This is a genomic window from Streptomyces sp. NPDC039465 (genome assembly GCF_055639315.1).
On the sequence record NZ_JBVKAP010000002.1, the window covers coordinates 609,274 to 635,488 of the forward strand.

Here is a 26,215-nt window from a genome sequence, read left to right on the forward strand (position 1 = left end):
TGGAGTCATGAACGAGACGGGGAACTTCCGGCAGGCGGTGGTCGCATGGGCCGCGGGCGGTGCGGAGGCGGTGGCGGGCGCCCGGGCGGCGCGGGATCTGGTATCCGGGGCGCGGGTGCGTACGGTCGTGCTCGTCGAGGGCGGCAGTGACCAGGTCGCGGTCGAGACGCTGGCCGCGCGCCACGGACGCGACCTCGACGCGGAGGGCGTCGCGGTGGTGCCGCTCGGCGGGGCGATGAGCATCGGGCGGTTCCTGGACCTGTGCGGTCCGAAGGGGCTCGACCTCCGGCTGGCGGGGCTGTGCGACGCGCGGGAGGAGCGGTTCTTCCGGCGCGCTCTGGAGAAGGCCGAGGTCGCTTCCGCCCTCACGCGCGACGCGCTGGAACCGCTCGGCTTCCAGGTGTGCGTCGCCGACCTCGAGGACGAGCTGATCCGCTCCCTGGGCGCCGCCGCCGTGCAGGAGGTCGTCGACGCCCAGGGCGAGCTGCGCGCGTTCCGCACCTTCCAGAACCAGCCCGCGCAGCGGGAGCGGCCCGTGGAGCATCAGCTGCACCGCTTCATGGGCACCCACAGCGGCCGCAAGGCGCAGTACGCGCGCTCACTCGTCGAGAGCCTGGAACTCGGCTGCGTGCCGGGGCCGTTGGACCGCCTGCTCACCCATGTGTGAGCGAACGCCCCTGCCCAGATCCGTCAGGAGCATCGCCAGCGACGTGCCGGTGGGGCCGAGCGCCGCGCGGTAGCGGTGCAGGACCTCGTTCTCGCGGGCGAGTTCGATGTACGGGGCTCCGGCGGCGCGGCGCAGTGCGGTCAGCTCCCGGCAGGTGTCCGTACGCCGCCGGATCAGGTCGATGACCGACCGGTCCAGTTCCGCGAGGCGCGCGTACAGGTCCTGGGCGGTGCGGTCCATGGTCTCGGGCATGCTGATGTGCCTTCTTCGTGGGCGGGCGGGGTCTAGAAGGGCGTCCGGGACAGGGCGTCCGTGATGGCGCGGGCGATGCTCTCCCGGTGGTCCGTCAGATAGAAGTGGTCGCCGTCGTACATCCGCAGGCCGCGGAAGTCGTCGGTGTACGCGCTCCAGGACATGAGCCGGCCGGTGCCGACCAGGGTGTCGCCGCGGCCGCCGAAGACCGAGACCGGGACGGGGAGCGGCAGCGGGTCGCGGGGCGAGGCCCAGGTGTCCACGACGCTGAAGTCGGCGCGGAACACCGGCCCGAACTTCCCCCAGACGGCGTCGTTTTCGAGCAGCTTCGGCGGGCTGCCGCCCGCGTCGCGCAGCCAGTCGCGCAGGGCGTCGTCGGACAGCAGATGGCGGCTGCCGTCGGCGCCCGCCTCGGCGGGCGGCTCTCCGTACGCGGAGATGCCGAGCCATTGGGGGGCCGGTCCGCCGTCGCGGATCAGGCGGCACGTGAGCTCGTACGCGACCAGGCCGCCCATGCTGTGGCCGAAGAACGCGAACGGCCGGTCGAGCCAGGGGGCGAGGGCCTGGTGGAAGTAGGCGACCAGTTCGCCGCAGTCCTCGACGAGGGGCAGCGCCTGGAGGTGTCCCCGGCCGGGGGCGTCCAGCAGGCAGATCTCCCAGTCGTCGGGGAAGTGCTTCGCCCAGCCCCGGTAGAGCAGATGAGAGCCGCCGGCGTGGTGGAACATGAACAGGCGGACCGCGGGGTCCTCGATCGGTGCGGGACGCGTGATCGGGCCTGCCGCCCCCGTGCGCGAGCCCGTCGCCGGTCGCGGCCCGGGCACCGTGCGCGCCGCCTGCGCGCCTCCCACGGTCAAGGCTTCCGTCACCGCGACCGCCCCGCCCCCGCCGCGAGGCCCTGCGCCGCGAGATCCTGGGCCGCGAGGGCGGCGCGGGCGCGTGCGAATCCCGTCACCTGCTCGGCCATCAGCGTCAACTGGCTCTGGACGTGCGGGTCGTCACACGTCCCGTCCGGGGCGAAGCCGGCCGTCGCGCTGTTGATCGCGACCCCGAGCGGGGTGGGCCAGCCGCGCAGCGCGTGGGTGATCCCGCGCAGCGCCGCCAGGGTGGAGACCGCGCCCTGCCACCCCTGTCCCACCGACAGGCAGCCCACCGCCCGGTCGCTGAGATACGGCCGGTCGTCGCCGCGCAGCTCCTCGACGTGGTCGAGGGCGTTCTTCACCAGTCCGGAGACGGTGCCGTGGTAGGCGGGGCTGGCGATGACGACGCCGTCGGCCGAGGCGAGTTCGGTGATCAGCCGCAGCGCCTGCGGGGAGCTGACAGGCTCACGCGGGTCGTACAGCGGCAGCATCAGCTCGGCGCCGCCGATCAGGCTGACCTCGGCGCCCAGGCGTCGCGCCTCCGTCAGCACGGCGCGCAGCGCCCGCTCGGCGGTGGAGTGCGGGCGGGGCGACCCGCCGATTCCGACGACCTTGACGGTCTGGTGCATGGGTTCTCTCACTTCGTCGTCGTCAGGTGGGGGGTGGGGGTGGGGGGCGCCATGGTGTACGCGCGGGCGGCGGGCCGGCGGGGGCGGCCGACGGCGCGGTCGACCAGGGCCGCGGCGGCGCCGGTGTAGCCGTCCGGGTCGCACAGTGCGGCCAGCTCGTCGGGGGTGAAGTGGCCGCGCAGCTGAGGCGATTCGGCGAGGACCGTGGCGAGCGGGCGGCCGGAGTGTTCCGCTTCGTGGGAGGCGGTGGTGAGGGCCTGCTTGGCCTCGGCCTTGCCGAGCCGGGGGGCGAGGACCGCCGCGATCCGCTCGGAGACGATCTGGCCGCCGGTACGGGCCAGGTTCGCGGCCATGCGCTCGGGCCGTACCTCCAGTCCCTCGACCAGCTCGACGAGGGTGTGGGTGGCGCCGCCGGTCAGGCGCAGGCACTCGCGCAGCAGCTGCCATTCGGCGTGCCAGGCGCCGGCGGAGCGCTCGTCCTCGGACAGCATGCACTGCGTGAGGCCGGTGGCCAGGGCGGGGATCTGGAGGGCGGCGCTGCGGATCAGCGTCGCGAGGACGGGGTTGCGCTTGTGCGGCATGGCCGAGGAGCTGCCCCGGCCGACGGCGGCCGGCTCGGCCACCTCGGCGATCTCGGTGCGGGTGAGGGCCTGCACGTCGACGGCGATCTTCCCGAAGGCGCCGGCCGTGAACGCCAGGGCCGCCGCGAGGTCGGCGATCGGCGTGCGCAGCGAGTGCCAGGGCAGTTCGGGGGCGGCCAGGCCGGTCTCCTCGGCGTACGTGCCGGTCAGGCGCGTGACGTGGTCGGCCGGGTCGGGCGGGCAGTCGCCGTCGAGGCGGGCGTACTCGAGGTAGCCGGCGAGGGTGCCGGCGGCCCCGCCGAGGGAGACGGGCAGCCCGCCGTCCAGGACCCGCCCGAGGCGCCGGTCGGCGTCCAGGAGCAGGGACCGCCAGCCCGCGGTCTTCAGCCCGAAAGTGGTGGGGACGGCGTGCAGGGCGAGGGTCCGGCCCGCCATGGTGGTGTCCCGGTGGCGTACGGAGAGTGCGGTGAGGGCGTCGACGGCCCGGGCGAGGTCGGCCCGTACGAGACGCAGGGCGCGCTGGGCGACCAGCATCGCGCCGGTGTCGAAGATGTCCTGGCTGGTGGAGCCGCGGTGCACGTGGTGGGCGGCCGCCGGGTCGACCGCGGCGACGCGCCCGGTCAGCGCCCGTACGAGTCCCACCACGGGGTTGGCCGTCTCGCGGGAGGCCAGCGCCAGCGCTCTGAGGTCGAAGTGTTCGGCGCGGGCCTCGGCGGTGATGACCTCGGCGGCCCGCGGCGGCAGGACGCCGAGCCGGGCCTGGGTCCTGGCGAGCGCCGCCTCGGCGTCCAGCATGGCCTGGAGCCAGGCGAGATCGCCGACGGCGGCCTCCACGGGAGTGCCCGCCCGGACCGGTGAGAGCAGACCGGAGTCGGTCAGCGGGTCCGGGGGGCGGGTCATACGAGGGCTCCTTGGAGGCGGGCCGCGTCGGCGGACGACGGGCGGTGGGAGGGGGTGAGGCCGAGGACGGCGCGGGCGATCGCGTCGGAGTCGGCGAGGGTGACCGAGTCCACGCCGGGCCGGATACCGGCCGCGGTGACCCAGTGCACCCCTTCGGTGGGGACGCCGTAGGCGAACCGGCGGGGGTGTGGGCATCCTTCGGCGTCCTTGAGCCGGTAGGGGCGTTCGGTGACCGCGAGGCCGCCGGTCTCGTGGGCGGGCCCGCGGGAGGAGGGGACGCGGTGGTGGACGGCCTGTCCGGTGGCGACCAGGTGCTGGAGCAGCGGGTCGGCGGTGCGCCGCAGATCCGTCTCGGGCAGCCGTGCCTCGATGAGCACACCGGCCCGTACGGGCGGTCCGGGCACCATGCGGGAGGAGGCGACGAAGGCCGGGTCGACGGTGTCGACACGGATCTGCGTCCCGGGGCCGGTCAGCTCCAGCACCCCGGCCTCGATCAGCGCGGTCATCTCCTCGATACGGGAGGCGGGCGGACCGATGGAGAGGAACGCGTTGAGCGGCGTGTACCAGCGGTCGAGCTCGTCCCGGTGGGAGTCGCCGTCCAGACCGCTGTGGTCGAGGGCGAGCCGGATCTCGTTGCGCAGGTCGCGCAGGACGTCCAGGGCGGCCTTGAGGGGCCCGCTGACGTTGCCCCGGCGCGCCTCGGCCACGTCGCGCCGCAGATGGTCGAGGAGCCAGGCGCGGAAGGCGTTCCGGTCGGGGAACTCCTGGTCGCCGTAGGGGCGGGAGAGCCGCTCCCAGCTCCAGCGCTCGGCGCCGGGGATGCCGGCGGCGTCCAGCAGGGCCTCCCGGCCGGCCGTGCTCTCGCAGGCGAGGTAGGCGTCGACGAAGGCGGCGCGCTCGCCTGCGCGGCCCGCGGCGGCCAGCGAGGCGCCGTAGTGGACGCTCTCCACCTCGCGGGCGATCAGCGGCCACAATTGGGCCCGGAAATCGATCCGTTGCCCGTCGGCGGCGCAGGCCCGCAGGGCGGCGACGTGCTCGGGGGTGAGGAGACGGGGGTGGTACCGCTCCGACGCGCCCTTCTCGTTCTCTCCGCGGGCGTGGTACGGGATGCCGCGGCGGGAGGTCGCGTACATCAGCGGCTCCCGGCCCGACGGCCGGTACACCAGGCGTCCGTCGACGCGGGTGAAGGAGCCGCCGCGGCCCTGAGTCAGCAGGGTCATGTGGTCGAAGAAGTTGAGGCCGAGTCCGCGCAGGAGCACCGGCTCGCCCGGGGCCACGGCGCCGAGGTCGAGGTCGGCCGGGTTGGCGGGCTGGAAGTGGCGCAGGCCGTACATCCGGGCGAGCCCGGCGGTGCGCTCTTCGTGGGCGGCGGGCCGGACGGGTACGTGCCCCTGGGCGAGCACGACGGCGTCGAGGCCGCGCAGCCAGGTGCCGTCGGCGAGGCAGACGGCCTGTTCGCCGTCGGCTTCGCCGTGACTGTCCGTCAGGGCCACGGCGCGGGTGCGGTGCACCTCAATCGTGACGTGCGCGGGGGCGCGCCGCACGACCTCCTGGAACATGGCGGACAGGTAGCTGCCGTAGAAGGCCCGGCTCGGGTACGTGTCCGGTCCGAGGTCGCGCGCCTCGGCGAGGGTCTGCTCGTCGTGGCCGCCGCGGTCGCAGTCGGCGGCCAGGGACCTGGCCCACTCCACCAGGCTGGGGCCCGGTTCGACGGGTCCGTCGATGCGGCAGCTGTCGTCCGTGTGGACGGTGATCTGGGACGCCACGGTGTTCATCAGCAGGTGGCGGGACTGGTCGGTGCGCCAGACCGCCCCCGCGCCGGGCTCGTACGGCTCCACGACGTGCACGGTCACGGCGGGGTGCGCGGGACGGGCGCGTTCCTGGGCGCACAGGCGCTCCAGGACGGACAGGCCGCGCGGGCCCGCGCCGACGAGGCAGAGCGTTCTGGGAAGGCCGCTGGTCATGCCGGTGCGTCCCCTTCGTCGTGGCGGGGTGCGTCGGCGGTGGGCCGCTCGGCGTCCGTCCGCCGCGCGAGCCGCAGTACGTTGCGGATGATGCGGTGTCCGGCGCCGCCGGCGGCGGTGAGGATGGACTCGGGGTGGAACTGCACGGCGTAGCGGTGGTTGACCCGGTCCTCGACGGCCATGACGACGTCGCCGGTGAGCGCGGTCACCTCGAAGGCGGCGCCGTCCGTCGCGGAGCCGTCCGTGGCGGGCCGGGCCAGCTCCGGTGTGGTGTGCAGGGAGTGGTAGCGGGCGGCGGTGAACTCGGCGGGCAGTCCGTCGAAGAGCGCGCCGCCGGTGACGGTGATCCGGCCGGGCTTGCCGTGCACGGGGGCGGGCAGCTGGGCGAGGGCGCCGCCGGCGTGCTCGACCATGGCCTGGAGCCCCAGGCACACGCCGAACACCGGGATGGAGCGGGCGTACACCGCGTCGAGGAGTTCGGCGCAGGCGAAGTCCTTGGGGCGGCCGGGGCCCGGGGACAGCACAACGAGGCCGGGCCGGATCTCGTCGAGGAGGGTGCAGGGGAATCCGTGGCGCAGCGTCGTCACCTCGGCGCCCGCGCTGCGGAAGTAGTCCGCGAGGGTGTGGACGAAGGAGTCCTCGTGGTCGACGAGCAGCACCTTGGTCCCGGCGCCCGGGGCGGGCCGCGGGGCCGCCTGGGCCTCGGGGGCGGTCTCGGTGAGGGCCTCGCGCAGGGCACGCGCCTTGAGGTGGGTCTCGCGCTCCTCGGCGTCCGGGTCGGAGTCGTACAGCAGGGTCGCTCCGGCCCGTACGGCGGCGATGCCGTCGCGGATCTGCGCGGTGCGGATGGTGAGGCCGGTGTTCATCGAGCCGTCGAAGCCGACGAATCCGACGGCGCCGCCGTACCAGCGGCGTACGGAGTCCTCGTGGTCCTCGATGAACTGCATCGCCCAGGTCTTGGGCGCGCCGGTGACGGTGACCGCCCACATGTGGGTCAGGAAGGCGTCGAAGGCGTCGTAGCCGGGGCGCAGACGGCCCTCGACGTGGTCGACGGTGTGGATCAGGCGCGAGTACAGCTCGATCTGGCGGCGTCCGATGACCTTGACGGAGCCGGGCTCGCAGATGCGGGCCTTGTCGTTGCGGTCGACGTCGGTGCACATGGTCAGCTCGGACTCGTCCTTGGCCGAGTTGAGCAGTTCCCGGATGCTTTCGGCGTCCTCGAGGGCGTCCGCGCCGCGCGGGGCGGTGCCGGAGATGGGGCAGGTCTCGACGCGGTGGCCGCGGACGCGGACGAACATCTCCGGGGAGGCGCCGACCAGGTATTCGCTGCCGCCGAGGTTGAAGAGGAATTCGTACGGTGCGGGGTTGCGGCGCCGCAGCCGTTCGTAGGCCGCGACGGCGGAGTCGCACCGCTCGTACATCTCGTGGCTGGGGACGACCTCGAAGAGGTCGCCGCGCCGGAACTTCTCCTTGGCGTCGGCCACCAGCCGGGCGTAGACGCCGGGGACGGGCTGCGCCGGCAGGTCGCGGTGGGCCGGGGCGGGGGTGGGTGCGGTGGTGCGGGGCAGGCCCTCGGTGGAGACGCCGTCGACGACGAAGTCGTAAGCCAGCCGGGCGGAGGTCTCCCGCTGCCGGTCCACGATGATCATCTCGTCGGCGAGGTGCAGCACCAGGTCGCGCTGGTCGGCGGGGCGCTCCCGGCGGGTCCGGATCGGCTCGAATTGGTGCACGAGGTCGTAGCCGAAGGCGCCGTAAAGACCGAGATACGGGTCGTTGCCGCGCAGCGCCGCCGTCACCGCGCGCAGGGCGGTGAACACGGTGGGGCGGCGGGTGCGGTCCTCCTCGGCGAAGGGCCCCTCGTCGGCGGCGACGGTGACCTCGGCGGTGCCGTCGCCGTGCCTGACGTCGCCCGCGGTCGCCAGCGCGGCGGCGAGGACCGGCAGCAGGATCCGCCCCCGGTCGTTGAGTGCGCGGGCGGTCAGCCGGCGCCCGCGTGAGGTGATCTCCACGCAGGGGTCGACGTAGGCCATGTGCCAGCGGCTGTACCGGCCCGGGAACTCCACCCCCGAACTGAGCACCCCGCCGCGGCGGTTCTCGACGGCGGCCACGAACTCACCGAACAGCGCGCTGTCGCGATCCGGGTCGACCGGCGTCGCGGTGCGCACGACCCGCACACCGCCGTCGGTCAGATACTCGGTCGTCTCCACGTGGGACGTGCTTCCTTTGCTGGGTTACTCGGGGAGCCCGAGGGCGATGGGGTTCTGCGGCTTACCGCCGAGCAGGATCGCGCCGGCGGACTGGACGATCTGGTCCTGCACGGTGGCGTGCTGGCACATCGCGTTCAGGTCGCGCAGCCACCGGTCAAGCGGCGAGGGCCGGTAGATCGCGGCGGTGGTGACCAGGTCGAACAGCGTGGAGACGACGGTCCGCGCGGTGCGGAAGGCGTTGACCCGGGCGAGCGCCACGGCGACCTGCTCGTCGGCGGTGATCTCCGCGCCGGAGGTGAGCAGCTCCCACTGGCGGCGCAGGGTGCCGTAGACCGCGTGGCGGGCCACGAGCAGGTCCATCTCGCACTGCGCGAGCGTGGTCTGCACCCGGTAGTTCTGCGGCCAGGGCTGGCGGGTGGGCCGGTCGACCCGCGTCTTCGCCATCTCCCGTACGCGGTCGAGGGCGGCGCGCGCGACGCCGAGCGGCACGCCGGGCATGGTCCGCAGGATCGAGTCGGGGGTGGCCGCCGGGCCGGGGACGACCGGGTTGGCGAAGCTGAAGGTGTGCTCCTCGGGGACGAAGAGGTCCTTGGCGCGGTAGTCGCGGCTGCCGCTGCCCGCGAGACCGGTGGTGTACCAGGTGTCGGAGATCTCGAACTGCTCGGGCCGGGCGACGATGATCCGCCAGTGGGCGCGGCCGCCGACCGGCAGCGGGTTGGGCTCGGGCTCGCCGTCGCGGTAGACGAGGACACCGGCGATGACCCGGTCGCAGTGGGTGATGCCGCTGCCGAACTGCCAGTCGCCGCTGACCCGGTAGCCGCCGGGGACCCGGTCGGCGCGGCCCTTGGGCGGGATGGCGCCGGCCGTGATCATGTCGAGGTCGGGGAAGAGTTCACGGGCGGCCGGTTCGGCCATGAAGCCGGCGAACAGACCGCTGTCCATGCCGACCATCGCGCACCAGGCGGCGGAGGCGTCGCCGGTGGCGAGCGCCTCGATCACCTCGGTCTGCTGGACGGGGGTGAGGACCGGGCCGCCCCAGGAGGCGGGGTAGGCCATGGTGAAGACGCCGGTGGAGCGCAGCAGGGCGACGATGTCGTCGGGGAGCCTGCGGGCCTCCTCGATCTCCTCGGCGCGGGCGGCGAGGACGGGGGCGGCGGCCCGGGCCCTGGCCAGGATCTCCGCGGGCGTGGTGGCGGGCCCGGCGCCGGACCAGGCGGGCATCTCCAGGGTGCTGGAGACAGACATGGGAATGCTCACTTTCTGTGCCGGACGCGACGGTCCTGGCGGGCGGCCGCGCCGGACCGGGCTCGCGCACCGGTCCGGGCGGACAGGGACGGGGGCCCGGGCCGGGCGGGTACGGACGGGGCCGGGGGCGGGGTCAGACCTTGCGCCACTTGGGGACCCAGGCCCCGTCCTCGACCTCGTAGTCGGAGAACAGCGCGGGGGCTTCCTGCCGCATGAGCTGTCCGACCCGGTCGAAGAGGAGGCGGATCTCCTCCTCGGCGCCGGGCGCGGTGCGGGCCTCGATCATGTGCCGCAGGGCGCGTACGTTCGCGGTCCAGACGAGTCCGGTGGCCACGCCGTCCGGCGCGAACCGGCGCATGAACGACGTCTTGTGCTTCTTCTCCGCGAACGGCAGCCCTTCGGCGTCGAGCTGGAAGTGGTCGGCCATCCAGCCCTGGAACTCCTCCATGCGAGTGAGCATGTCGGTGGCGCGGGCCATCAGCTCCGGGTCCTCGCGGGCCCACTCGGGGAACCAGAACGGCAGCTCCTGGAGCCGTACGAAGCGCAGCGACTCCTGGGAGACGGCGACGCCCGCCCGGTGGCGGACCAGCTCATGGGTCAGCACCCGGCTCACGTTGTGCAGCACGAAGGTGAAGCTGATGTGCTCCAGGACCGAACCGTGCGCGCTGGCCAGGATGTTGCCGAGGTACTGCTCCTGGTCGGCGCGGATCCGGACCACGTTGGGGTTCAGACCCGGCTCCCAGGAGCGGTAGCAGGCGCGGCCGGCGAACTCGGCCAGGTTCTGCGGGTCGTTGAGGTGCGCGTCCAGGGCGCCGGTGTCGAGGCGCTCCAGCCAGCTCTCGCCGCCGACCTCGCGGAGGTAGTCGGCCATCGCGGCGTAGTCGACCTTGGGGCTCGCGACCAGGAAGACCTCGGGTTCCACATGCTTCACTTCAGTCGCCCTCTCAGATCGCGATTCCGCCGTCGATGCCCAGGACCTGTCCGGTGATGTAGCCGGACCGGTCCGAGACGAGGAACGACACGAGGTCGGCCACGTCCTCGGCGACACCGAACCGGGCCAGCGGGATCTGGCCCAGGTACTTCTTGCGCGCGGCCTCCGGCACCGCCGACGTCATGTCGGTGTCGATGAAGCCGGGCGCGACGGCGTTCGCGCGGACGCCGAACTTGCCGTACTCCTTGGCGAGGGCGCGGGTGAAGCCGATGATCCCGGCCTTGGAGGCCGAGTAGTTGGTCTGGCCCACGCCGCCGTACACGCCGGCGATGGACGACAGCGTGACGATGGATCCGGTCCGGCGCTTGATCAGGGACTGGATCGCGGCGCGGCAGACGTGGTAGGTGCCGTCGAGGTTGGTGCGGACGACGTCCTGCCACTGGCTGTCGTCCATCAGCGCCAGCGGCCGGTCGCGGGTGATGCCCGCGGCGGTCACCACCGCGTCCAGCGGGCCGAGTTCGGCCTCGGCGGCGGTGACGAATTCGCGGGTCTGTGCCGCGTCGGCGACGTCGACGCGGTGGGCGAAGGTCCGGGCGCCGTGGCGGGCCGCCGCCTCGGCGGTCTCGTCGGCCGCGTCGGAGCGCGAGTGGTAGCAGAACGCGATGTCGTAGCCGTCCTCGGCGAGGCGGGTCACGACCGCGCGTCCGATGCCCCGGGAGCCGCCGGAGACGAGCGCCACCGGCCTGTTCCCGGTGGGGCCCTGTGCGGTCTGTCGGCCGGTCATGCGGAGTGCTCGCCGCCGAGCCGGGACGTGAGGAAGGTGTGCAGCTCCGCGAGGGTCTGCACGCCGCTGATGACGACGTCGTCGACGGGGATGCCGTAGGCGTTCTCGATACGGGTGGAGATCTCGAGCAGCATCAGCGAGTCGATCTCGAGCTCGTCGGTGAAGTGCGCGGTGTCGGTGACCTCGTCCGGCTCGGTCTCCAGGGCGCCGGCTATGAGAGTGCGGAGGTCTTCGATGTTGACGGTCGCGGTGGTCATGGGTGGTTCCTCTCAGGGACGGATGATGGGTCTTGGGGGTGGTGTGGGGGCTGAGGTGCCGGCCGTCCGCGTCAGGCGTCGGGGCGGGTCAGCAGCAGGGCGGCGGTGGCGTCGTGGTCCGGGCCGCCGGTGGTGGCGAGGACGCTTCCTTCGCCGCCGCCGTCCAGGTGGGCGACCGCGGCGGCGCACTGCAGGACGCCGAGCGCGCCGGAGAGCGGGCCGAGCCCGGCCTCCAGATCGACGCGCCGCGCACCGGCGGGCACGCCGGCCGGCGGCTGCCCGGGGGCCGGGCCGGTCAGCCACAGCCCGACGGGGGCGGCTTCGGCCGCCGCGGCCTCGGTCAGCGCGCTCGGGAGGTCCTGCGTACGGGCGTAGCCGCCGAAGGTGGCGCGGGGCCGGGCGCCGCGGGCCGCGGCGGTGGCCGGGGACTCCAGGACGACGGCGACCGCGGCGTCGGTGGTCTGCCGGCCGAGGAGCTTGGTCACGGCGTCGCCGGACGGTTCGACGCCGACGACCACGGCCGTCTCGGCGCGCCCGGCGGCGATCAGGTTCCGCGCCCAGTAGAGCGCGTCCAGGCCGCTGGTGGCGCCGTTGCAGACGGTGAGGTTGGGGCCGCGCAGGGCGTGCCGTATCGCCACCCAGCCGGCCACGACGTTGCTGGAGGTCTGCGGCAGGCCGAGCGGGCTGAGGCCGCCGACGCCGGAGCGCGCGATGGTGTCGGTGAACTCGCAGACGGTGTCGAGACTGCCGAGGTTGGAGCTGACGACGACGGCGGTCGCGTCGGCCGCGCCGAGGAAGCGGCCGTCGTCGTCGAGCAGACCGGCGTCGCGCAGCGCGGGCTCGGCCGCCCGCAGCGCGAGCCGGGAGGCGCGGTCCTTGTGCCGCATCTCGCGGCCGGTGAGGCCGGTGGCCGGGTCGAAGCCGCCCTCGGCGGGGAGCGGACCGAGCAGGTCGGCCGGCTCGCCCACGCCGGGCAGGGCGAGCCCGACGCCGGTGACAACGACGGTACGGGCGTCGGCGGCCTGGGTGCCGGCCGTGGGCGCGGCCTCCGTGTCGGCCGCGTTCGTGCCCTCGGTGCCGGCCGTGCGCGCGGCCTGAGCGCCGGCCGTGTTCAAGCCCTCGGTGTCGGCCGCCTTCGCGGCCTGGGTGCTGGTCGTGTTCATCGTGCGGCCTCCACAATCGCCACGGCGTTGATCCCTCCGAAGCCGAAGGCGTCGATCTGCGCGATGTTCAGCTCGGCGGCGGCCGCCTGCCCCTGGACCAGGCGCAGTCCGGCGGCCTGCGGGATGGGGTCGGTGAGTCCGAGCACCGGCGGTACGACGCCCTGGCGCATCGCGAGCGCGGCCATGACGAGGCTGAGCAGTCCCGAGCCGCCGAGGGTGTGGCCGGTCATCGACTTGATCGCCGTCATGAGGGGGCCGGGACCGCTGTCCTCGAACACCGCGCTGAGCACGCCCGATTCGGTGGCGTCGTTGCGGGGCGTACCGCTGCCGTGCAGCATCACCAGGTCGATGTCCTCGGGGCGTACGCCGGCCCGCCGGTGGGCGTCGCGGACGGCGAGGGTGATGCCGTCCGGGTCGGGCGCGGTGGCGTGGTGGGCGTCGCAGTTCATGGCGACGCCGCGGATCCGGGCGTGGACCGGGCCGCGGCCCGTTCCGGCGCGCTGGACGACGACGGCCACGGCGCCCTCGCCCATGAGCATGCCCTTGTGCGAGGAGTCGAAGGGGCGCAGCGCCTCGGGGGTGTCGTTCTGGACCCGGTCGAGGGTGCCGAAGGCGCTCTCGGTGGCGGAGTCGGTGCCGGCGACGACGACGGTGTCCGCCATGCCGAGCTCGATCATGTCGGTGGCCATGCCGAGGGCGTAGAGCGTGGCGGAGCAGGCGTTGGCGAAGGTGTAACTGGCGCTCGGTCCGAAGGTGTTCTTCAGGTGGGTGCCGAAGTGCAGGTCGGCGAGGCCGACCTGGGCGCCGTCGCGCCACCACAGCTCGCTGCTTCGCTGTTCGCGCATGGTGGTGCCGACCAGGACGGGGATCCGCGAGAGGTCCTCGTCCAGGCCCGCGTCGGCGAGCGCCTGGCGCACCGCGGTGTCGAGCCAGCGGGTGGCGCGCAGCGGTTCGTCGCGTCCTTCCTCGGCGCGGTCGTCGATCTCGTAGGCGTACGCGGCCCGGTACTTGTCGGGGTCGAAGGCCTTGAGCGGTGTGCGGCTCTCGCGGCCGGAGCACAGGGCGTCGAATATCTCCTGGGGGTCGGCGCCGATGTTGGCGACGGCTCCCATTCCGGTGATGTCCCAGGTCACAGCTGTGCGGCCTGCTTCCTCAGTTCGAAGGCGGCGAGTTTGCCGGTCGAGGTGACCGGGAGGCGGTCCAGGAATTCGATCCGGCCGGGGCGCTTGTAGGAGGCGAGGTTCGTACGGATCGACGCCATGACCGCGCGGCGGACGGCGGCCGGGTCGGCGCTGGGGCGGGCGACGAGGTAGAGAACGGCCTGTTCGAGGCCGTGGGCGTCGGTGCCGCCGACCACGACGCACTCCTGGACGCCTTCGGCCCGGCGGACGACGGTCTCGATCTCGCTCGGGGGGACCTTGTAGCCGCCGAGGTTGAGCAGGTCGTCCGCGCGGCACAGATGGGTGAAGGCGCCGTCCTCGGTGCGGCGTACGACGTCGCCGGTGTAGGCGCCGCCGTCGGCGAAGGTGGCGGCGGCGGCTTCCGGGCGGCCGATGTAGCCGAGCGCGACGGTGGGGCCGGTGATGTGCAGGCGGCCTTCCGTGGCGCCGGACAGCGGCGTGCCGTCCTTGTCGCGGACGGTGGCGGTGACCCCCGGAACCGGCAGCCCGAAGGTGCCGGGCAGCGGCCGGCCCGGCGGGGTGCCGACGACGATGTAGAGGACCTCGGTGGCGCCGAGTCCGTTGACCAGTTCGGCGTCGAAGGCGGTACGGATGCGTTCGCCCAGGGCCGTGGGGAGGTTCTCGCCGGCCGCGACGCACAGCCGCAGCTGGTCGACGGCGACGGTGCCCTGGGGGCCGTTCGCCTCGGCCGCGTCGAGCAGCGCCGCGTACAGCCGGGGCACCGAGAACAGCACGGTGGGGCGGTGGCGTTGGAGGGCGGCGGTGACGGAGTGGATGTCGACGGTGCCGCGCAGGAGCGCGACGCGGGCGCCGGCCGCCAGCGGGCACAGGACCGAGCTGCCGAAGCCGTAGCCGAAGGACATCCGGGCGGTGGAGAGCACGGTGTCGTCGGGGGTCAGTGCCAGGAGGTCGCCGACGCCGTGGGAGAGCGCCTCGACGGCTCCGGCGGAGTGCCGCACCCCCTTGGGCCTGCCGGTGCTTCCGGAGGTGTACTGCACCAGCGCCTCGCGCTCCGGCTCCCACCGGGCGGGGGCTCCGGCCTGCTCGGGGCGGTGTGCGGGACCGTCGGCGCCGGTGGTCAGGGCGGTGCGGACGTCGTCGCCGGTCAGCCGGGGCAGTTCGGCGAAGAGTGTGTCAAGTGCCCGCTGCCGCTTGGGCGCGGCGTCGAGGTGGACGACGGCGGCCGCGCAGTCGTCGGCGATGTAGCGGATCTCGTCGTCGGTGAGCAGGGGGCTGACCACGGCGGGTACGCAGCCGTGCCACCACAGGCCGAGGACCGCGGCGACGGTGGCCACGGAGTCGTCCGCGACCAGCAGCGCCCGGCTCCCCTCGGCGACACCGGCGGTCCCCAGCGCGCCGGCGTATCCGCGGGCCGCGTCCAACAGGCCCTGGTAGGTGACCTCTCCGGCGTCGGGGTCGAGGTAGCTGATCCGCTCGCCGTGCCCGGCGTCGACATGTCCGGCCACCAGACGGCCGATCAGATCGAGGCCCGCCGGCGGTGCGGCGCGGTCGCCGAGGACGGTCACGGCGGCGTCGACGCTGGTGACGGCGGCCGCCTCCGCCGGGGTCAGCGAGAGACCGAACTCGCTCTCGATCCTGGCCACCAGCTCGACCTTCTCCAGGGAATCGACGCCGAGGTCCTCGTAGAACGACGCATCGGAATCAATGCTGGCCACTTCCATTTCCAGAATCGATGCCACGATTTTACGCAACCTGTCGCGCACAGCATCGTCCCGCACTACATCGCGCACCAGCGAGGGTCCTTTTCAAGAAGACTCAGATGTCTGCTCAAGCCGAATGCCGAAGGGGCCGCGCATCCGATGTCACGGACCCGCTCCTCAACCCTTCCGATACGCACCGGCGGCAACCAGGACCATACACGAATCTGATCTTCAGATTCCCGTCGCTGTCCGGTTTGCTCGCGTCGACACAGAACGTTCACACCTCTTTGACCTGTACTTTCCAGCACACTACGCGCATAGAATTCCGCGCCCCTTGCGAGCACCGGCGGCGAACATGACGGTTCGTCACGATCGCCCGCCAAGTCGGACATGACGAGTCATCATGTGATGACAAACTCACAGCTGAGGGGCGTGCGGCCGGAGTTACGGGGCCTTGCGGTCGGCCCACCGCCGCAAGATTGGCCCTCCGTCTGACCTGGTGCTAAGGTCCTCCGGGCTCTTGCCCCGACCGGTCGCCCCTCGGCAACTTCTGCCTCTTCCGACCGCCTTTGCAGGAGAAAACCCCCGCTGCGTCCTGCTCTCGCCACGCCATCGTCCAGAACAGGTGAACAAATGCCTTTCTCTTCACGCACCTTGCGTACTCAGCAGGAGCGCGACCAGCTCCTCCAGGGCAATTTTGGCGGCGGAAACGCCTGGCGTACGGCGCTGGACACGAGCCGTACACCCGATCTTCCCGTGCTGGTCTCCGAGCGCACCCTCGTGAATGCCGACGGGGTCCCCCGGCATGAATTCAGCCTCGCCGAGCTGTGCGCGCTCGCCGATTCCTGGTCGGCGTGGTACCTCGCACAGGGAATCTCGGCACGCGACCGCGTCGCGGTCTACATCGAGGATTCCTTCGAGGACCAGGTCCACCTGACGGCGCTGGCCCAGATCGGCGCGATACCCGTCCTCATCAACGGCCGGATGCGCCCGGAGGTCGCCCTCGGCGTCATCGAGCGCTCGGGCGCCGTCGGTCTCTACACGGACGCCGCGCACCTGGCGCTCCTGGACGGCCGGCAGGCGGCGCTGCCCGCGCTGCGGGCGTCCTGGGTCCGATCGGACGCCGACCTCGCGGGCCACGCGCTGCCGGACGCAGCGCGCTACCGCCACGCCGACGACGACCCGGTGGTCCTGTGCCACACCTCCGGCACGACCGGCAACCCCAAGCTCGTGATCTGGACGCACCGTCAGAGTGTCGAGGGCGCCCGCTTCCGGCTCTCGGTCCACCCCGAGCCGGAGAACTCGGTGATGCTCTCGGCCGTGGCGCAGTCTCACTCCGGGGCCATCGCCTTCACCTTCTACGCGCTCCTCGCGGGCCTTCCGCTGGTCACGCTCACCGACCGCAGCCCCGCGAGCCTCTCCCGCGCCACCGCCACCTACCGGCCCACCACGATCATGGCGTTCCACCCGACGTTCGCCGCGCTCGCCACCTCCGACCCCGACCCCGCCGACTTCGCGTCGGTGGAGTACTGGCTGAACACCGGTGACTCGGCGCACGACCCGCACGTACGGACCCTGACCGCCCTGGGCCACCACACGCAGGACGGCAAGCGCGTGCCGGGCTCGGTCTTCGGCGACTCCCTCGGCGCGTCCGAGCTCGGCTGGGGCCCGCTGCGCCGCGTCATCACCCAGGACACCCCGGCTCGCGCCCGGCACATCGGCCGCCCCGTGCCGATCGCCGACGTGACCGTGCTGCGCGAGGACGGCACCGAGGCGGACCCGGACGAGATCGGCCTCCTCGCGGTGCGCGGCGGCTCGGTCTCCCCCGGCTACTGGAACGACTCCGACACGTACTACCGCAGCCGGCTGGGCACCTACCGGCTGACCGGCGACCTCGCCCGCAAGGATGCGGACGGCGAGTTCTTCCACGTCGACCGGGTGGTCGACCGGATCCGTACCGCCGAGGGCGACGGCTACTCCGTCCTGATGGAGGAGGCGCTGCTGCTGCACGTCCCGCAGATCGCCGACTGCGCGGTCGTCGCCGGCCGCGACGGCGGGCGGACCGTACCGGTCGGTGTCGTGCGGCCGTACGCGGAGGGCGCCGACGCCGAGGAGCTGCTGAAGCTCGCCAACGCGGCGCTGGCCGGCGTCGGCCAGCCGGAGCTCGCCGTCCTGGAGATCGCCACCCGCGACGAGGACATTCCGGTGGGCCCCACCGAGAAGACGCTCAAGCGTCAACTCCGCGACAAGTACGCCGATCTGTCCGCCTACGTGGCCGCAGCCCCGGCCGGAAAGCTGGCCGCCCCCGGCCTCGCCGCGAGCCCGGCGCGCTGACCGCCGCGCCCCGGCCGCCGACCGGACCGCGGGACGCCAACCCGCCCCGCACCGGGCTCCGGGCCGACCGCGGCGCGTTGACCCGCCGTCCGTAGGACACCCCACCCGCCCGTACGGCTCCGGCCGTCCGGGCGGGCCCCCGAGAAGCCCCCGGCGGACGCGCCCGTCCGCCGGCCGCCTCGCTAACTGGAGGATCAGACCGCCATCATGCGCGTCCCAGCCATCACCGCCACCCTGCCCAGCGGAGCGGCCCGCAAGCCGATCCTGCTGATGACGCTCGGGGCCTTCGCCCTGGGCACGGACGCCTTCGTGATCAGTGGCGTCCTTCCCGCCATGGGACAGAGCCTCGGGGTGTCCCTGGAGACGGCGGGCCTGCTGATCACCGTCTTCGCGGGCGTCTACGCCCTGGGCGCGCCCTTCCTCGCCGTCGCCACCGGCAGCCTCGACCGGGGCAAGGTCATCACGATCGCCCTCGCCGGTTTCGTCGCGGCCAACGTACTGGCGGCCGTCGCCCCCAACTACGCGGTGCTGATGACCGCCCGGGTCCTCGCGGCGCTGTCCGCCGCCCTGTTCATGCCGGCCGCCTCGGCCAGCGCCGCCGCGGTCGCCGCACCGGAGGAGCGCGGCCGGGCCCTGACCACCGTGCTCGGCGGCCTCACCCTCGCCAGCGCCCTCGGCGTGCCGATCGGCACCCTCGTCGGGCACGTCGCCAACTGGCGCGCCACCTTCGTGCTCGTCGCCCTCCTGAGCCTGGTCGCCCTCGTCGGCCTGGCCCGGGCGCTGCCGCCGACCCCCGCCGCCAACATCGCCACGCTGGCCGACCGGGCCCGGGCCGCGAAGCTGCCCGGCATCCCGACCATCCTGCTCGGCAGCGCGCTGACGTACTGCAGCATGTTCACGCTCTACGCCTACATCCCGTGGTTCGCCGAGCGGACCGCGGGCATCGGCGAAGGCGCCGTCTCGTGGGTCTACCTCCTCTACGGCCTGTGCGGCGTGCTCTCCAACATGGCGGCCGGCTGGCTCATCGACACCTATCCGCCGCAGCGCGTCGCCGTCCTCGCCTCGGCCCTGATGGCCGTCGTCCTCGGCCTGTTGACCCTCTTCGCCTGGGCGGGCCCCTCCGGCACCGCCGTGAGCGGGGTGCTGCTGTACGTCCTGATCGCCCTGTGGGGTCTGATCGGCTGGGTCATCAACCCGGCGCAGCAGAAGCGGCTCATCACCACCGCGGGCCCGCGCGGCCCGGTCGCCCTCTCCCTCAACGGCTCGGCCGTCTACGCCGGTCAGGCCGTGGGCGGTCTCGCCGGCGGCATGGCGCTGAGCCACGGCGCCACCTGGCTGATGGCCGTCTCCGTGGCGCTCCAGCTGCTGGCGATCGCCGTGATCTGCCTCTCCGCCAGGGCCAGGAACACCCCGGCCGCGCAACCGGCGGCCCCGGCCGGGCCCGCGACGAGCGCCGCGCCCGCCGAGGAAGCGACCCGCTGACCATGGCCCAGGAAGTAGCGATCACCGGCTACGGCGTCTTCACCGGGTTCGGATTCGGCGCGCGGGCCCTGCGGGAGGGGGTGTTCGCGGGCCGGAGCGCGTTCCGTCCGGTCACCCGCTTCGACACCGCGCCCTTCCACGCGACGTACGCGGCCGAGTACACCGGCGACGGCCCCGGGATCCCCGGCGTGCCGGTGGGCCCCGGCAGCACGCCGGGGCAGAGCGAGGTGCTGCTCGCCTGCGCCAGGGCCGCCCTGGAGATGGCCGGCACCGACGCCGCCGACGCGCCCGTGCTGCTCGGCACCAACGGCGACCACTCCACCGGGCGGCGCTTCTGGGCGGACCGGCGGGCCGGCCGGGCCCCCGGCGCCGTACGGAGCCTCGACAGTCTGGCAGGCCGCATTCCGCACCTGATCGCCGAGGAGCTCGGGCTCGGCGGGCCCCGGCTCGCCTTCGTCAACGCCTGTGTCGCCGCGACCAACGCCATTGCGCACGCCGCCCAGTTGATCCACAGCGGCGCCGCGACGACCGTGGTGTGCGGCGGCGCGTCGATGGTCACCGAGGACGTCTTCGCACGGTTCGACTCGGGCAAGGCGCTCACCCAGGAGGCGGCGGTACGCCCGTTCTCGGCGGACCGTTCCGGGCTCCTCCAGGGCGACGGCGCTGCCGTACTCGTCCTGGAGTCGGCGGCCCTGGCCCAGGCGCGCGGGGCGCGGATCCTGGGTCGGGTCGCCGGCTGGGGCATGGCCTCGGACGCCCACCACGTCGTCCAGCCCCACCCGCAGGGCGCCGGGCTCGCCGCGGCCGCGCGCACCGCGCTGCGGCGGGCGGCGCTCGCACCGGAGCGAATCGGCTACGTGAATGCGCACGGTACCGGTACGCCCCTGGGCGACGTGGCCGAGACGTCCGCGCTGCACGCCGTGTTCGGGGAGCACGTGAGCCGGGTGCCGGTGAGCTCCACCAAGGGCAGCACCGGCCACATGCTGGAGGCGACCGGAGGGGTGGAGGCGGTGATCACCCTGCTCGCGCTCCAGGACGGGCTGCTGCCCCCCACGCTCGGGATGCGGGAGCCCGACCCGGCGTGCGCCCTGGACCACATTCCCGACACCGCCCGCCCGGCCTCCGTCACGTACGCCCTCTCCCTCAACGCGGCCTTCGGCGGGGTCAACGCGGCGCTGGTCCTGGAGCGCGCCCGGCCGGCCGACCGCAAGGACCCGGCCGACGGCAAGGACCCGGCCGACGGCGACGCGTCGGCCGACGCCGGAGAGCCGAACGACCGCAAGGAGCCGACCGTATGACGACGACCGATTCCCTCGCGCCGGTCGCGGCGGCGGTGCTCACCCCGTGGGGCGAGGCCGCCAAGGGCCTGCCCGGCGCCGCGGGGGTGAGCCTGCCCAAGGTCCGCGGGTTCGTCGGCTCCCGCTTCAGCCCGCTGGTGCACGCCGTCGCCACCTCCTGCCTCGGCGCGCCCGAGGCCTTCGCAGCCACCGGCTCCCCGGACTCACCGGCCGGGGAGCGGACCGGGATCGTGCTGGCGACGCTGTTCGGTGACACCACGACCACCGACACGTCCACCCAGCGCGTGATGGACGGGCAGGTGCACAACCCCCTGCTGTTCTTCCAGTCGGTGACCACGTCCGTCCTCGGACATGTGGCGAAGGTGTACGGGATCACGGGGCCGGTCAGCTGTGTCTCGGGCGCCACCGCTCTCGCCGCCGAGGCCCTGGCCATGGCCGAGGTCGTCCTCGGCTCCGGCGACGTGGACCAGCTCCTCCTCGTGGGCGTCGAATGCGCCCCGAACGAGCGGGCCGACTGGGTGCACACCACGCTGTCGTCGAGGCCGGCTCCCGGCCCGGACGCGCTGCCCGCCGGTGACGTCGCGGTCGGTCTGCTGCTGCGGCGCTCCAACGGCGGCGAAGGGCCCGTGCTCGAACGGCCGGTGCTCGAACGGCCGTTGCGCGGGCAGCCGGTGCCGCGCGCCTGGGCCGAGGCCTTCGGCTGGCTCGCGCCGCTGGTGGTGGCCGCCGAGAACCACGCGGGCGAGTCCCCATGACCGTCAGGGCGACGCGGCAGCGGGTCCTTCTGCGGGCGGGGCGTGCCACGGGCGGCCCCGCCCCGCGGGACCTCGCCGTGCTCACCCCCGAGGAGCGGGCCCGGTCCGGCCGCTTCCGGCAGCCGGACCGGGGTGGCGCGTACGCGGCCGCGCACGCCGCCGCCCGCCGCTGCCTCGCGGCGCAGCTGCGTGGCTCACCGGAGCTGATCCGGTTCGGCAGGCTGCCCTGCCCCGGCTGCGGACGGCCCGGTCACGGCCGCCCGGTCGTCGAACACCCCCGTACGTCCTGGGAGTCGAGCCTGTCCCGGTCCGGTCCGTACTGGCTGTTCGCGGCGACGGACGGCGTACGGATCGGCGTCGACGTCGAGCGGCTGCGCCCTCTCGACCTGGCCGGCCTCGGCGCGGCGGTGCTGAGCGCGAGCGAGCGGGAGCATCTGGCCGGGCTCGAACCGGCCGCGCGCGAGTGGGCGTTCATGCGCTGCTGGACCCGCAAGGAGGCCGTCGTCAAGGCGAGCGGGATCGGCATCGAGGCCGATCTGCGACAGCTGGAGACCAGGCCGTGGCTCCCCTCGGCGGTCGTGGAGCACGCCGTGGACGGCTGCCCCGTCACCCTCTGGTCGGTGCGCGATCTGCCCGCCGGCCCCCACTGCGCGGCGGCCCTGGCGCTGCCCGCGCACCACGAGCCGTGGTTCGGCCCCGGCGACACCCCCCTGCCCCTTCCCTGGCCGCCATCACCGGCCCAGACCCCCGCCGCCTAGGAGGCACCCATGGACACCACCCCCGCGCCCGACGGCGGTACGACGCCCCGGCTGATGACCGTGCCGCCGCACCTGGCCGACAAGCAGCTGGCCTCCCGCATGGGCATCGAGATCGTCTCGTGGGACCCGGAACGCCTGGTGGGCACCATGCCCGTGGAGGGCAACCAGCAGCCCTTCGGCTGGCTGCACGGCGGCGCCAACGCCGTGCTCGCCGAGACGCTGGGCTCGGTCGCAGCCAGTCTGCACGCGGCGCCGAAGGGGGCGGTGGCGGGCCTGGAACTGTCCTGCACCCACCACCGGCCGGCCCGCTCGGGCCTGGTCACGGGCGTCTGCACGCCGCTGCACCGGGGCTCGCGGGTGGCGACGTACGAGATCGCGATCAGTGACGAGCGGGGGAACCTGACCTGTTCGGCCAGGCTCACCTGCATGATCAACAGCCGCTGAGCCGGCCGTCGAAGACGGGGCTCACGGGGCCAGATGGACCTCCAGGGCCGTGCGGACCGCCGACTCCAGGGCGCCTTCGATCCAGGCGGGCTTGACCGAGGTGTGGCAGCCCGCGAAGTGGAGCAGGCCCTCGGGGCGCTGGATGTGCGGGAAGAGTTCGGTGTGCTGGCCCGGCAGCAGGACCGACGCCTCGCCGTAGGCGTACGGGTCGCGCATCCACGACTGGGTCGCGCCGACACCGGTGTAGAACACCTCGATGCGCTGCCCGTACACCTCCTGGAGCCCGGCCAGCGCCCGGGGGTAGCGCTCGGCGTCGTCGAAGGAGTCCCACTTGAGGGCGTCGTCCGACCAGCTGTAGGAGGCGAGCATCACCCCGCCACGGGCGCCCTGCACGGGGTGCGACGGCTGGAACATGAAGCGGTTGGGGTTGTCGGTGGCGGATCCGCCACCGACAACCCGGCTGGCCTCCGGCTGGTCGCGGCCGTCCGGACGGCAGGCCGCGTAGTGCGCCCGCTGCGCCGGGGTGACGTGCCCGCGGGGTACGGAGGGGTGGGCGCCGAGCAGTGAGCCGTCGCCGGGTGTCCGCCCGAAGCGGTAGTCGGCGTACAGGCCCTTGCGTACGGCCTCCAGCTCCCGCTTCCAGTCCGCCTCGTCGAACTCCCACCAGCGGCGGCTGAATTCGAGGAGCACCTTGGTGGCCGCGTCGTAGTGGAGCTCGGTCACCGCCCGCCGCTTGCCGTAGGAGAGCGCGGGTGTCACGGGGATGTGGCGCAGGCCGGAGAAGGGGACGGTGACGATCGCGGTGTCACCGGTGAAGGTCTCCCGGACGACCCGGCGGCCATTCTTGCCTTCGGAGACCGTCTCGACCGTGACCGTGCCCTTGCGCTGGTCCTGGGTGATGCGGGTGGCCCGGCGGTCCAGCCTGACCAGGTCCTTCACCCGGTCGTACATCGCGTCGACGAGGGTGCCGCTGCCGCCCGGAAGCTCGAAGAAGGAGGTGCCCGGGCTGATGAGCGCGGTGGAGATGAACGAGTGCAGGAAGGTGAGGTGGAGGCGGGAGGTGAGGTTCTCGACGGTGCCGATCAGATCGACCGTGCGCTCGTCGAGCCGGGCCTCGTCCATGAGGTAGCGGTACATCGACATATGGCCGTAGCGCTGGATCACCCGCGCCCAGCCCTCGACCAGCGCGCGGCCTTCCTTGCCGTCGATCTCCCGGCGTACGGGCGCGAGGGCGGTGCGCAGGATCTCGCCCGCGGGGACGGTCTCGTAGCGGGCCGGGACGGCGAAGGAGCGGTTGACGGCGCGCGGGTCGCGGGCGTAGTCGGCGCGGCGCGTGCGGATGCCGTTGACCAGGAGCCAGGTGCGGTACGCGGGGCGTGCTTCGGCGTCCACGTCGACCAGGTGGAAGGGGCGGCGCTCCAGCCCGAGGCCGTCGATGAGGCCGGTCACCAGGGGGTGGGTGTCGGGGATGCGCATGGCCCCGGCCTCGGCGTACTGCTTCGGATCGGCGAAGGGGGCGCGCGCCTTCTCGTGGCCGCCTGCCCGGAAGGTCTTGATCCGGCCGCCGACGCGGTTGCCGTTGGCCTCGATGACGGTGACGTGGTGCCCGGCCTCGCGCAGCAGGTGCGCGGCGGTCAGGCCGGCCGGTCCGGCGCCGACGACCAGCACCTTCCTGGGGCGCCGGCCGGACCGCGGCAGCCCCGATTCGAGGAGGATGTCGCGGTAACGGGGCACCAGCGGCTCGTCGTTGTCGTCCCTGACGAGGACGGCGCGGGCCACCGACAGGCAGGTGTCCCAGTCGGCGGAGGGCGCGCCGGCCGGTACGGCGGCGGGCGCGGCGGCGGTGCCGGTGGCGAGGGCGCCGGTTCCGGCGGCGGCGAGCGCACCGGCGCCCGCGGACAGGAGCAGGGTGCGGCGGGCCGGAGAGTCGGCGGTCCGCTCGATGGAGGTGTGTTCCAAGGTCACGACGTCACCTTCGGGCCCCGGTGGTTGACCTTGATCACCGGACGCGCGTAGAGCGGGCGAACACCACTCCATGGAGTGGGCCGCCGGGATCACCGGGTTGACCTGGTGCACGCCCGAAGCCGCTTGTCTGTTACCGAGGTTGAGTCACCAGCCGTCGTACGGCCACTCCCCCGGCCCGCTTTGTGGCGGCGGGCCCCATAGGCCGCGCCGTCGCCCCCGCCTAACCTCCCGGAAACCCCACGGCACTTCCCCAGGAGGATCGATGAGATCGTCGCCCGTCACCCGGTTCGGCCGGCTGGCCGTCCTGCTGCTGCTCGTGGCCGCCGGGCAGGCGCTGCCCGCGCCCGCGCCCGCGGCGGCGGCCTCTCCCACACCCGTGGCGGGAGGGCTGAAGCCGTACCCGATCGACCGGGTCTTCAGCGCGGGAGTCTCCTCCGGCGGTTACATGGCGACCCAGCTCCATGTCGCCCACTCGGGGACGTTCGACGGGTCCGCCGTCTTCGCCTCGGGGCCGTACCACTGCGCGCAGAACGACCTGAACAAGGCGCTCAACGCCTGTATGGAGGTGAGCCAGGACCTCCAGCTGAGCCACCTCGAACAGACGACGAGGGACTGGTCGGCGCGGGGTCTGATCGACGATGTGGCGGGGCTGTCCGGCGACCCGGTGTACACCTTCAGCGGGTCGGCCGACTCGACGGTCGAGCGTCCCGTGGTCGGGGCGCTGCGGGACTACTACGGACGCTTCGGCGCACGCGTCCTGCACAACCAGGCCACCGCCGCGGGCCACGCCTGGATCAGCCCGCTCGGGACGAACTCCTGTGGCGTCACGCAGAGCCCGTGGATGAACAACTGCGGCATCGATCCGCAGCGGGACTTCCTGCGGCATCTGCTGGGCTCGGTCGCGGCCCCCGCGAGCGCGCCGGGAGGCAGGCTGGTCCAGTTCGACCAGAACGCGTACGCGCCCGGCGGCGCCGCGCGGCCGATCTCGATGGACGACAAGGGCTTCGTCTACACCCCGACGGCCTGCGAGGACGGCGCCGCGTGCAGTGTGATCGTGGCGTTGCACGGCTGCAAGCAGGGGTATTCCTACCAGGGCTTCGGCACCCGGTTCATCGATCAGGCGCATCTCAACGAGTACGCCGACACCAACCGGCTGATCGTGCTCTATCCGCAGGCCGTCGCGACCGCCACCCTGGACAACCCCAACGGTTGCTGGAACTGGTGGGGTTACCTGGGCGACTCCTCGTACGCGCGGCACGGCGGCCGGCAGCTCGACACCATCATGAACATGGTCCGTGCGCTCGGAGGGGGCGGGGGCACGCCGCCGCCGGGCGGTGCGACGCTGCGGAGCTCCGACGCCGAGGACGGCTACGTCAAGGCCTCCGGTGACGGGTCCGCCGCGGCCGTCGGCACCCTGGAGGCCACGTACGGCCTGGCCCTGGGGCGGGGCACCGACGGGAAGTTCAACCGGGCGGTGCTGTCCTTCGACACCTCGGCCCTCCCGGCGGACAAGAAGATCACCCGCGCCTATCTGACCGTGACAAGGAGCAGCGGGTCCGGCGCCCCCTGGGCGAGTCCGACGGACAACCGGCTGCTCGTCGACGTCCACCACGGCTGCCTCGGCGGCTGTGCCGTCGAACCGGCCGACTTCTCCGCGCCCGTGACCGCGGCCGGCGCGGCCGAGGTGGGGGCGTTTACCACGGGCGCGGCGTCCTCGACCGATCTGTCGCCGGCCGGACTGTCCGCGATCAACCGCCTGGGGACGACGCAGTTCCGACTGCGTTTCGCCGAGAACCAGACCTCGACGGCGTATCTGTTCGTGAACAAGGACAGTCCGGTGACGCTGACCGTCGCATACGAGTAGCCCGCGGTGGCGCGGCTGACGCGCGTGCGGGGCGGC

22 protein-coding genes are annotated in these 26,215 nt (G+C 73.5%); 8 read left to right on the top strand and 14 right to left on the bottom strand.

The features are described from left to right. The first annotated feature begins 7 nt into the window (after window positions 1–7). The gene (locus tag ACZ7LT_RS08990; RefSeq protein WP_471235316.1) at window positions 8–667 is read left to right on the top strand and encodes a TOPRIM nucleotidyl transferase/hydrolase domain-containing protein; all 660 of its coding nucleotides are present in this window, start codon (window positions 8–10) and stop codon (window positions 665–667) included. Here the strand turns inward: ACZ7LT_RS08990 and ACZ7LT_RS08995 are convergent. The 13 genes from ACZ7LT_RS08995 to ACZ7LT_RS09055 all read right to left on the bottom strand — a co-directional run bounded on the left by ACZ7LT_RS08995 (window position 599) and on the right by ACZ7LT_RS09055 (window position 15,369). Next, window positions 599–919 (bottom strand): chorismate mutase, encoded by a 321-nt coding sequence (locus ACZ7LT_RS08995; RefSeq protein WP_471235317.1) that lies wholly within the window; start codon window positions 917–919, stop codon window positions 599–601. The two genes, ACZ7LT_RS08990 and ACZ7LT_RS08995, sit on opposite strands and share 69 nt — an antisense overlap. 32 nt (window positions 920–951) lie before the next feature. After that, entirely contained in the window at window positions 952–1,644 is a 693-nt protein-coding gene (locus tag ACZ7LT_RS09000; protein WP_471235318.1) for a thioesterase II family protein, read from the bottom strand. A gap of 137 nt (window positions 1,645–1,781) precedes the next feature. Then, window positions 1,782–2,405 (bottom strand): NADPH-dependent FMN reductase, encoded by a 624-nt coding sequence (locus ACZ7LT_RS09005; protein ID WP_471235319.1) that lies wholly within the window; start codon window positions 2,403–2,405, stop codon window positions 1,782–1,784. 8 nt (window positions 2,406–2,413) lie between these two features. After that, window positions 2,414–3,886, bottom strand: a complete 1,473-nt coding sequence (locus ACZ7LT_RS09010) for a nitrosuccinate lyase (RefSeq protein ID WP_471235320.1) — start codon at window positions 3,884–3,886, stop codon at window positions 2,414–2,416. After that, complete coding sequence (locus ACZ7LT_RS09015) at window positions 3,883–5,850, bottom strand: FAD/NAD(P)-binding protein (protein ID WP_471235321.1); 1,968 nt, start codon at window positions 5,848–5,850, stop codon at window positions 3,883–3,885. Before ACZ7LT_RS09015 ends, ACZ7LT_RS09010 begins: the two co-directional genes overlap by 4 nt. Further along, complete coding sequence (locus ACZ7LT_RS09020) at window positions 5,847–8,057, bottom strand: anthranilate synthase component I (RefSeq protein ID WP_471235322.1); 2,211 nt, start codon at window positions 8,055–8,057, stop codon at window positions 5,847–5,849. The genes ACZ7LT_RS09015 and ACZ7LT_RS09020 overlap by 4 nt, the downstream gene beginning before the upstream one ends. A gap of 24 nt (window positions 8,058–8,081) precedes the next feature. Beyond that, complete coding sequence (locus ACZ7LT_RS09025) at window positions 8,082–9,302, bottom strand: acyl-CoA dehydrogenase family protein (protein ID WP_471235323.1); 1,221 nt, start codon at window positions 9,300–9,302, stop codon at window positions 8,082–8,084. A gap of 133 nt (window positions 9,303–9,435) precedes the next feature. After that, on the bottom strand, window positions 9,436–10,233 hold the full coding sequence (gene thyX / locus ACZ7LT_RS09030) for an FAD-dependent thymidylate synthase (protein ID WP_471235324.1): 798 nt from the start codon (window positions 10,231–10,233) through the stop codon (window positions 9,436–9,438). A 13-nt stretch (window positions 10,234–10,246) separates the two neighbouring features. Continuing rightward, window positions 10,247–11,017, bottom strand: coding sequence for a 3-oxoacyl-ACP reductase FabG (gene fabG, locus ACZ7LT_RS09035; protein ID WP_471235325.1), 771 nt, complete (start codon window positions 11,015–11,017; stop codon window positions 10,247–10,249). Next, window positions 11,014–11,274: an acyl carrier protein gene (locus ACZ7LT_RS09040; RefSeq protein ID WP_471235326.1), complete on the bottom strand. Its 261-nt coding sequence runs from the start codon at window positions 11,272–11,274 to the stop codon at window positions 11,014–11,016. The genes fabG and ACZ7LT_RS09040 overlap by 4 nt, the downstream gene beginning before the upstream one ends. 71 nt (window positions 11,275–11,345) lie before the next feature. Further along, the gene (locus ACZ7LT_RS09045) at window positions 11,346–12,437 is read right to left on the bottom strand and encodes a beta-ketoacyl synthase N-terminal-like domain-containing protein (RefSeq protein WP_471235327.1); all 1,092 of its coding nucleotides are present in this window, start codon (window positions 12,435–12,437) and stop codon (window positions 11,346–11,348) included. Beyond that, window positions 12,434–13,570, bottom strand: a complete 1,137-nt coding sequence (locus tag ACZ7LT_RS09050) for a beta-ketoacyl-[acyl-carrier-protein] synthase family protein (RefSeq protein ID WP_471235328.1) — start codon at window positions 13,568–13,570, stop codon at window positions 12,434–12,436. Before ACZ7LT_RS09050 ends, ACZ7LT_RS09045 begins: the two co-directional genes overlap by 4 nt. After that, window positions 13,567–15,369: an AMP-binding protein gene (locus ACZ7LT_RS09055; RefSeq protein ID WP_471235329.1), complete on the bottom strand. Its 1,803-nt coding sequence runs from the start codon at window positions 15,367–15,369 to the stop codon at window positions 13,567–13,569. The genes ACZ7LT_RS09050 and ACZ7LT_RS09055 overlap by 4 nt, the downstream gene beginning before the upstream one ends. Window positions 15,370–15,912: 543 nt before the next feature. Here ACZ7LT_RS09055 and ACZ7LT_RS09060 point away from each other — a divergent pair. The 6 genes from ACZ7LT_RS09060 to ACZ7LT_RS09085 all read left to right on the top strand — a co-directional run bounded on the left by ACZ7LT_RS09060 (window position 15,913) and on the right by ACZ7LT_RS09085 (window position 22,350). Then, the gene (locus ACZ7LT_RS09060) at window positions 15,913–17,613 is read left to right on the top strand and encodes a class I adenylate-forming enzyme family protein (RefSeq protein ID WP_471235330.1); all 1,701 of its coding nucleotides are present in this window, start codon (window positions 15,913–15,915) and stop codon (window positions 17,611–17,613) included. A 207-nt stretch (window positions 17,614–17,820) separates the two neighbouring features. Next, window positions 17,821–19,095, top strand: coding sequence for an MFS transporter (locus ACZ7LT_RS09065; protein WP_471235331.1), 1,275 nt, complete (start codon window positions 17,821–17,823; stop codon window positions 19,093–19,095). 2 nt (window positions 19,096–19,097) lie between these two features. Next, window positions 19,098–20,393, top strand: a complete 1,296-nt coding sequence (locus tag ACZ7LT_RS09070; RefSeq protein WP_471235332.1) for a beta-ketoacyl-[acyl-carrier-protein] synthase family protein — start codon at window positions 19,098–19,100, stop codon at window positions 20,391–20,393. Continuing rightward, window positions 20,390–21,148: a beta-ketoacyl synthase N-terminal-like domain-containing protein gene (locus ACZ7LT_RS09075; RefSeq protein ID WP_471235333.1), complete on the top strand. Its 759-nt coding sequence runs from the start codon at window positions 20,390–20,392 to the stop codon at window positions 21,146–21,148. The genes ACZ7LT_RS09070 and ACZ7LT_RS09075 overlap by 4 nt, the downstream gene beginning before the upstream one ends. Then, window positions 21,145–21,906 carry a 4'-phosphopantetheinyl transferase family protein gene (locus tag ACZ7LT_RS09080; RefSeq protein ID WP_471235334.1) on the top strand — a complete coding sequence of 254 codons (762 nt, stop codon included), beginning with the start codon at window positions 21,145–21,147 and terminating at the stop codon, window positions 21,904–21,906. The genes ACZ7LT_RS09075 and ACZ7LT_RS09080 overlap by 4 nt, the downstream gene beginning before the upstream one ends. 54 nt (window positions 21,907–21,960) lie before the next feature. After that, on the top strand, window positions 21,961–22,350 hold the full coding sequence (locus ACZ7LT_RS09085; RefSeq protein ID WP_471235615.1) for a PaaI family thioesterase: 390 nt from the start codon (window positions 21,961–21,963) through the stop codon (window positions 22,348–22,350). A gap of 21 nt (window positions 22,351–22,371) precedes the next feature. Here the strand turns inward: ACZ7LT_RS09085 and ACZ7LT_RS09090 are convergent, their stop codons facing one another. After that, entirely contained in the window at window positions 22,372–24,315 is a 1,944-nt protein-coding gene (locus ACZ7LT_RS09090) for a flavin monoamine oxidase family protein (protein WP_471235335.1), read from the bottom strand. A 262-nt stretch (window positions 24,316–24,577) separates the two neighbouring features. On the opposite strand from ACZ7LT_RS09090, the gene ACZ7LT_RS09095 reads away from it, so the two are divergent. After that, complete coding sequence (locus ACZ7LT_RS09095; RefSeq protein ID WP_471235336.1) at window positions 24,578–26,179, top strand: extracellular catalytic domain type 2 short-chain-length polyhydroxyalkanoate depolymerase; 1,602 nt, start codon at window positions 24,578–24,580, stop codon at window positions 26,177–26,179. Window positions 26,180–26,215: the final 36 nt, after the last annotated feature.

Bases quoted from the DNA above. Each gene is read 5' to 3' on its own strand.
- ACZ7LT_RS08990 (WP_471235316.1), top strand. From the start codon at position 8: ATGAACGAGACGGGGAACTTCCGGCAGGCGGTGGTCGCATGGGCCGCG.
- ACZ7LT_RS09060 (WP_471235330.1), top strand. From the start codon at position 15,913: ATGCCTTTCTCTTCACGCACCTTGCGTACTCAGCAGGAGCGCGACCAG.
- ACZ7LT_RS09010 (WP_471235320.1), bottom strand. From the start codon at position 3,886: ATGACCCGCCCCCCGGACCCGCTGACCGACTCCGGTCTGCTCTCACCG.
- ACZ7LT_RS09000 (WP_471235318.1), bottom strand. From the start codon at position 1,644: ATGTTCCACCACGCCGGCGGCTCTCATCTGCTCTACCGGGGCTGGGCG.
- ACZ7LT_RS09075 (WP_471235333.1), top strand. From the start codon at position 20,390: ATGACGACGACCGATTCCCTCGCGCCGGTCGCGGCGGCGGTGCTCACC.
- ACZ7LT_RS09080 (WP_471235334.1), top strand. From the start codon at position 21,145: ATGACCGTCAGGGCGACGCGGCAGCGGGTCCTTCTGCGGGCGGGGCGT.
- ACZ7LT_RS09045 (WP_471235327.1), bottom strand. From the start codon at position 12,437: ATGAACACGACCAGCACCCAGGCCGCGAAGGCGGCCGACACCGAGGGC.
- ACZ7LT_RS09005 (WP_471235319.1), bottom strand. From the start codon at position 2,405: ATGCACCAGACCGTCAAGGTCGTCGGAATCGGCGGGTCGCCCCGCCCG.
- ACZ7LT_RS09040 (WP_471235326.1), bottom strand. From the start codon at position 11,274: ATGACCACCGCGACCGTCAACATCGAAGACCTCCGCACTCTCATAGCC.
- ACZ7LT_RS09095 (WP_471235336.1), top strand. From the start codon at position 24,578: ATGAGATCGTCGCCCGTCACCCGGTTCGGCCGGCTGGCCGTCCTGCTG.
- ACZ7LT_RS09015 (WP_471235321.1), bottom strand. From the start codon at position 5,850: ATGACCAGCGGCCTTCCCAGAACGCTCTGCCTCGTCGGCGCGGGCCCG.
- ACZ7LT_RS09070 (WP_471235332.1), top strand. From the start codon at position 19,098: ATGGCCCAGGAAGTAGCGATCACCGGCTACGGCGTCTTCACCGGGTTC.
- ACZ7LT_RS09065 (WP_471235331.1), top strand. From the start codon at position 17,821: ATGCGCGTCCCAGCCATCACCGCCACCCTGCCCAGCGGAGCGGCCCGC.
- fabG (WP_471235325.1), bottom strand. From the start codon at position 11,017: ATGACCGGCCGACAGACCGCACAGGGCCCCACCGGGAACAGGCCGGTG.
- ACZ7LT_RS09025 (WP_471235323.1), bottom strand. From the start codon at position 9,302: ATGTCTGTCTCCAGCACCCTGGAGATGCCCGCCTGGTCCGGCGCCGGG.
- ACZ7LT_RS09085 (WP_471235615.1), top strand. From the start codon at position 21,961: ATGACCGTGCCGCCGCACCTGGCCGACAAGCAGCTGGCCTCCCGCATG.
- ACZ7LT_RS08995 (WP_471235317.1), bottom strand. From the start codon at position 919: ATGCCCGAGACCATGGACCGCACCGCCCAGGACCTGTACGCGCGCCTC.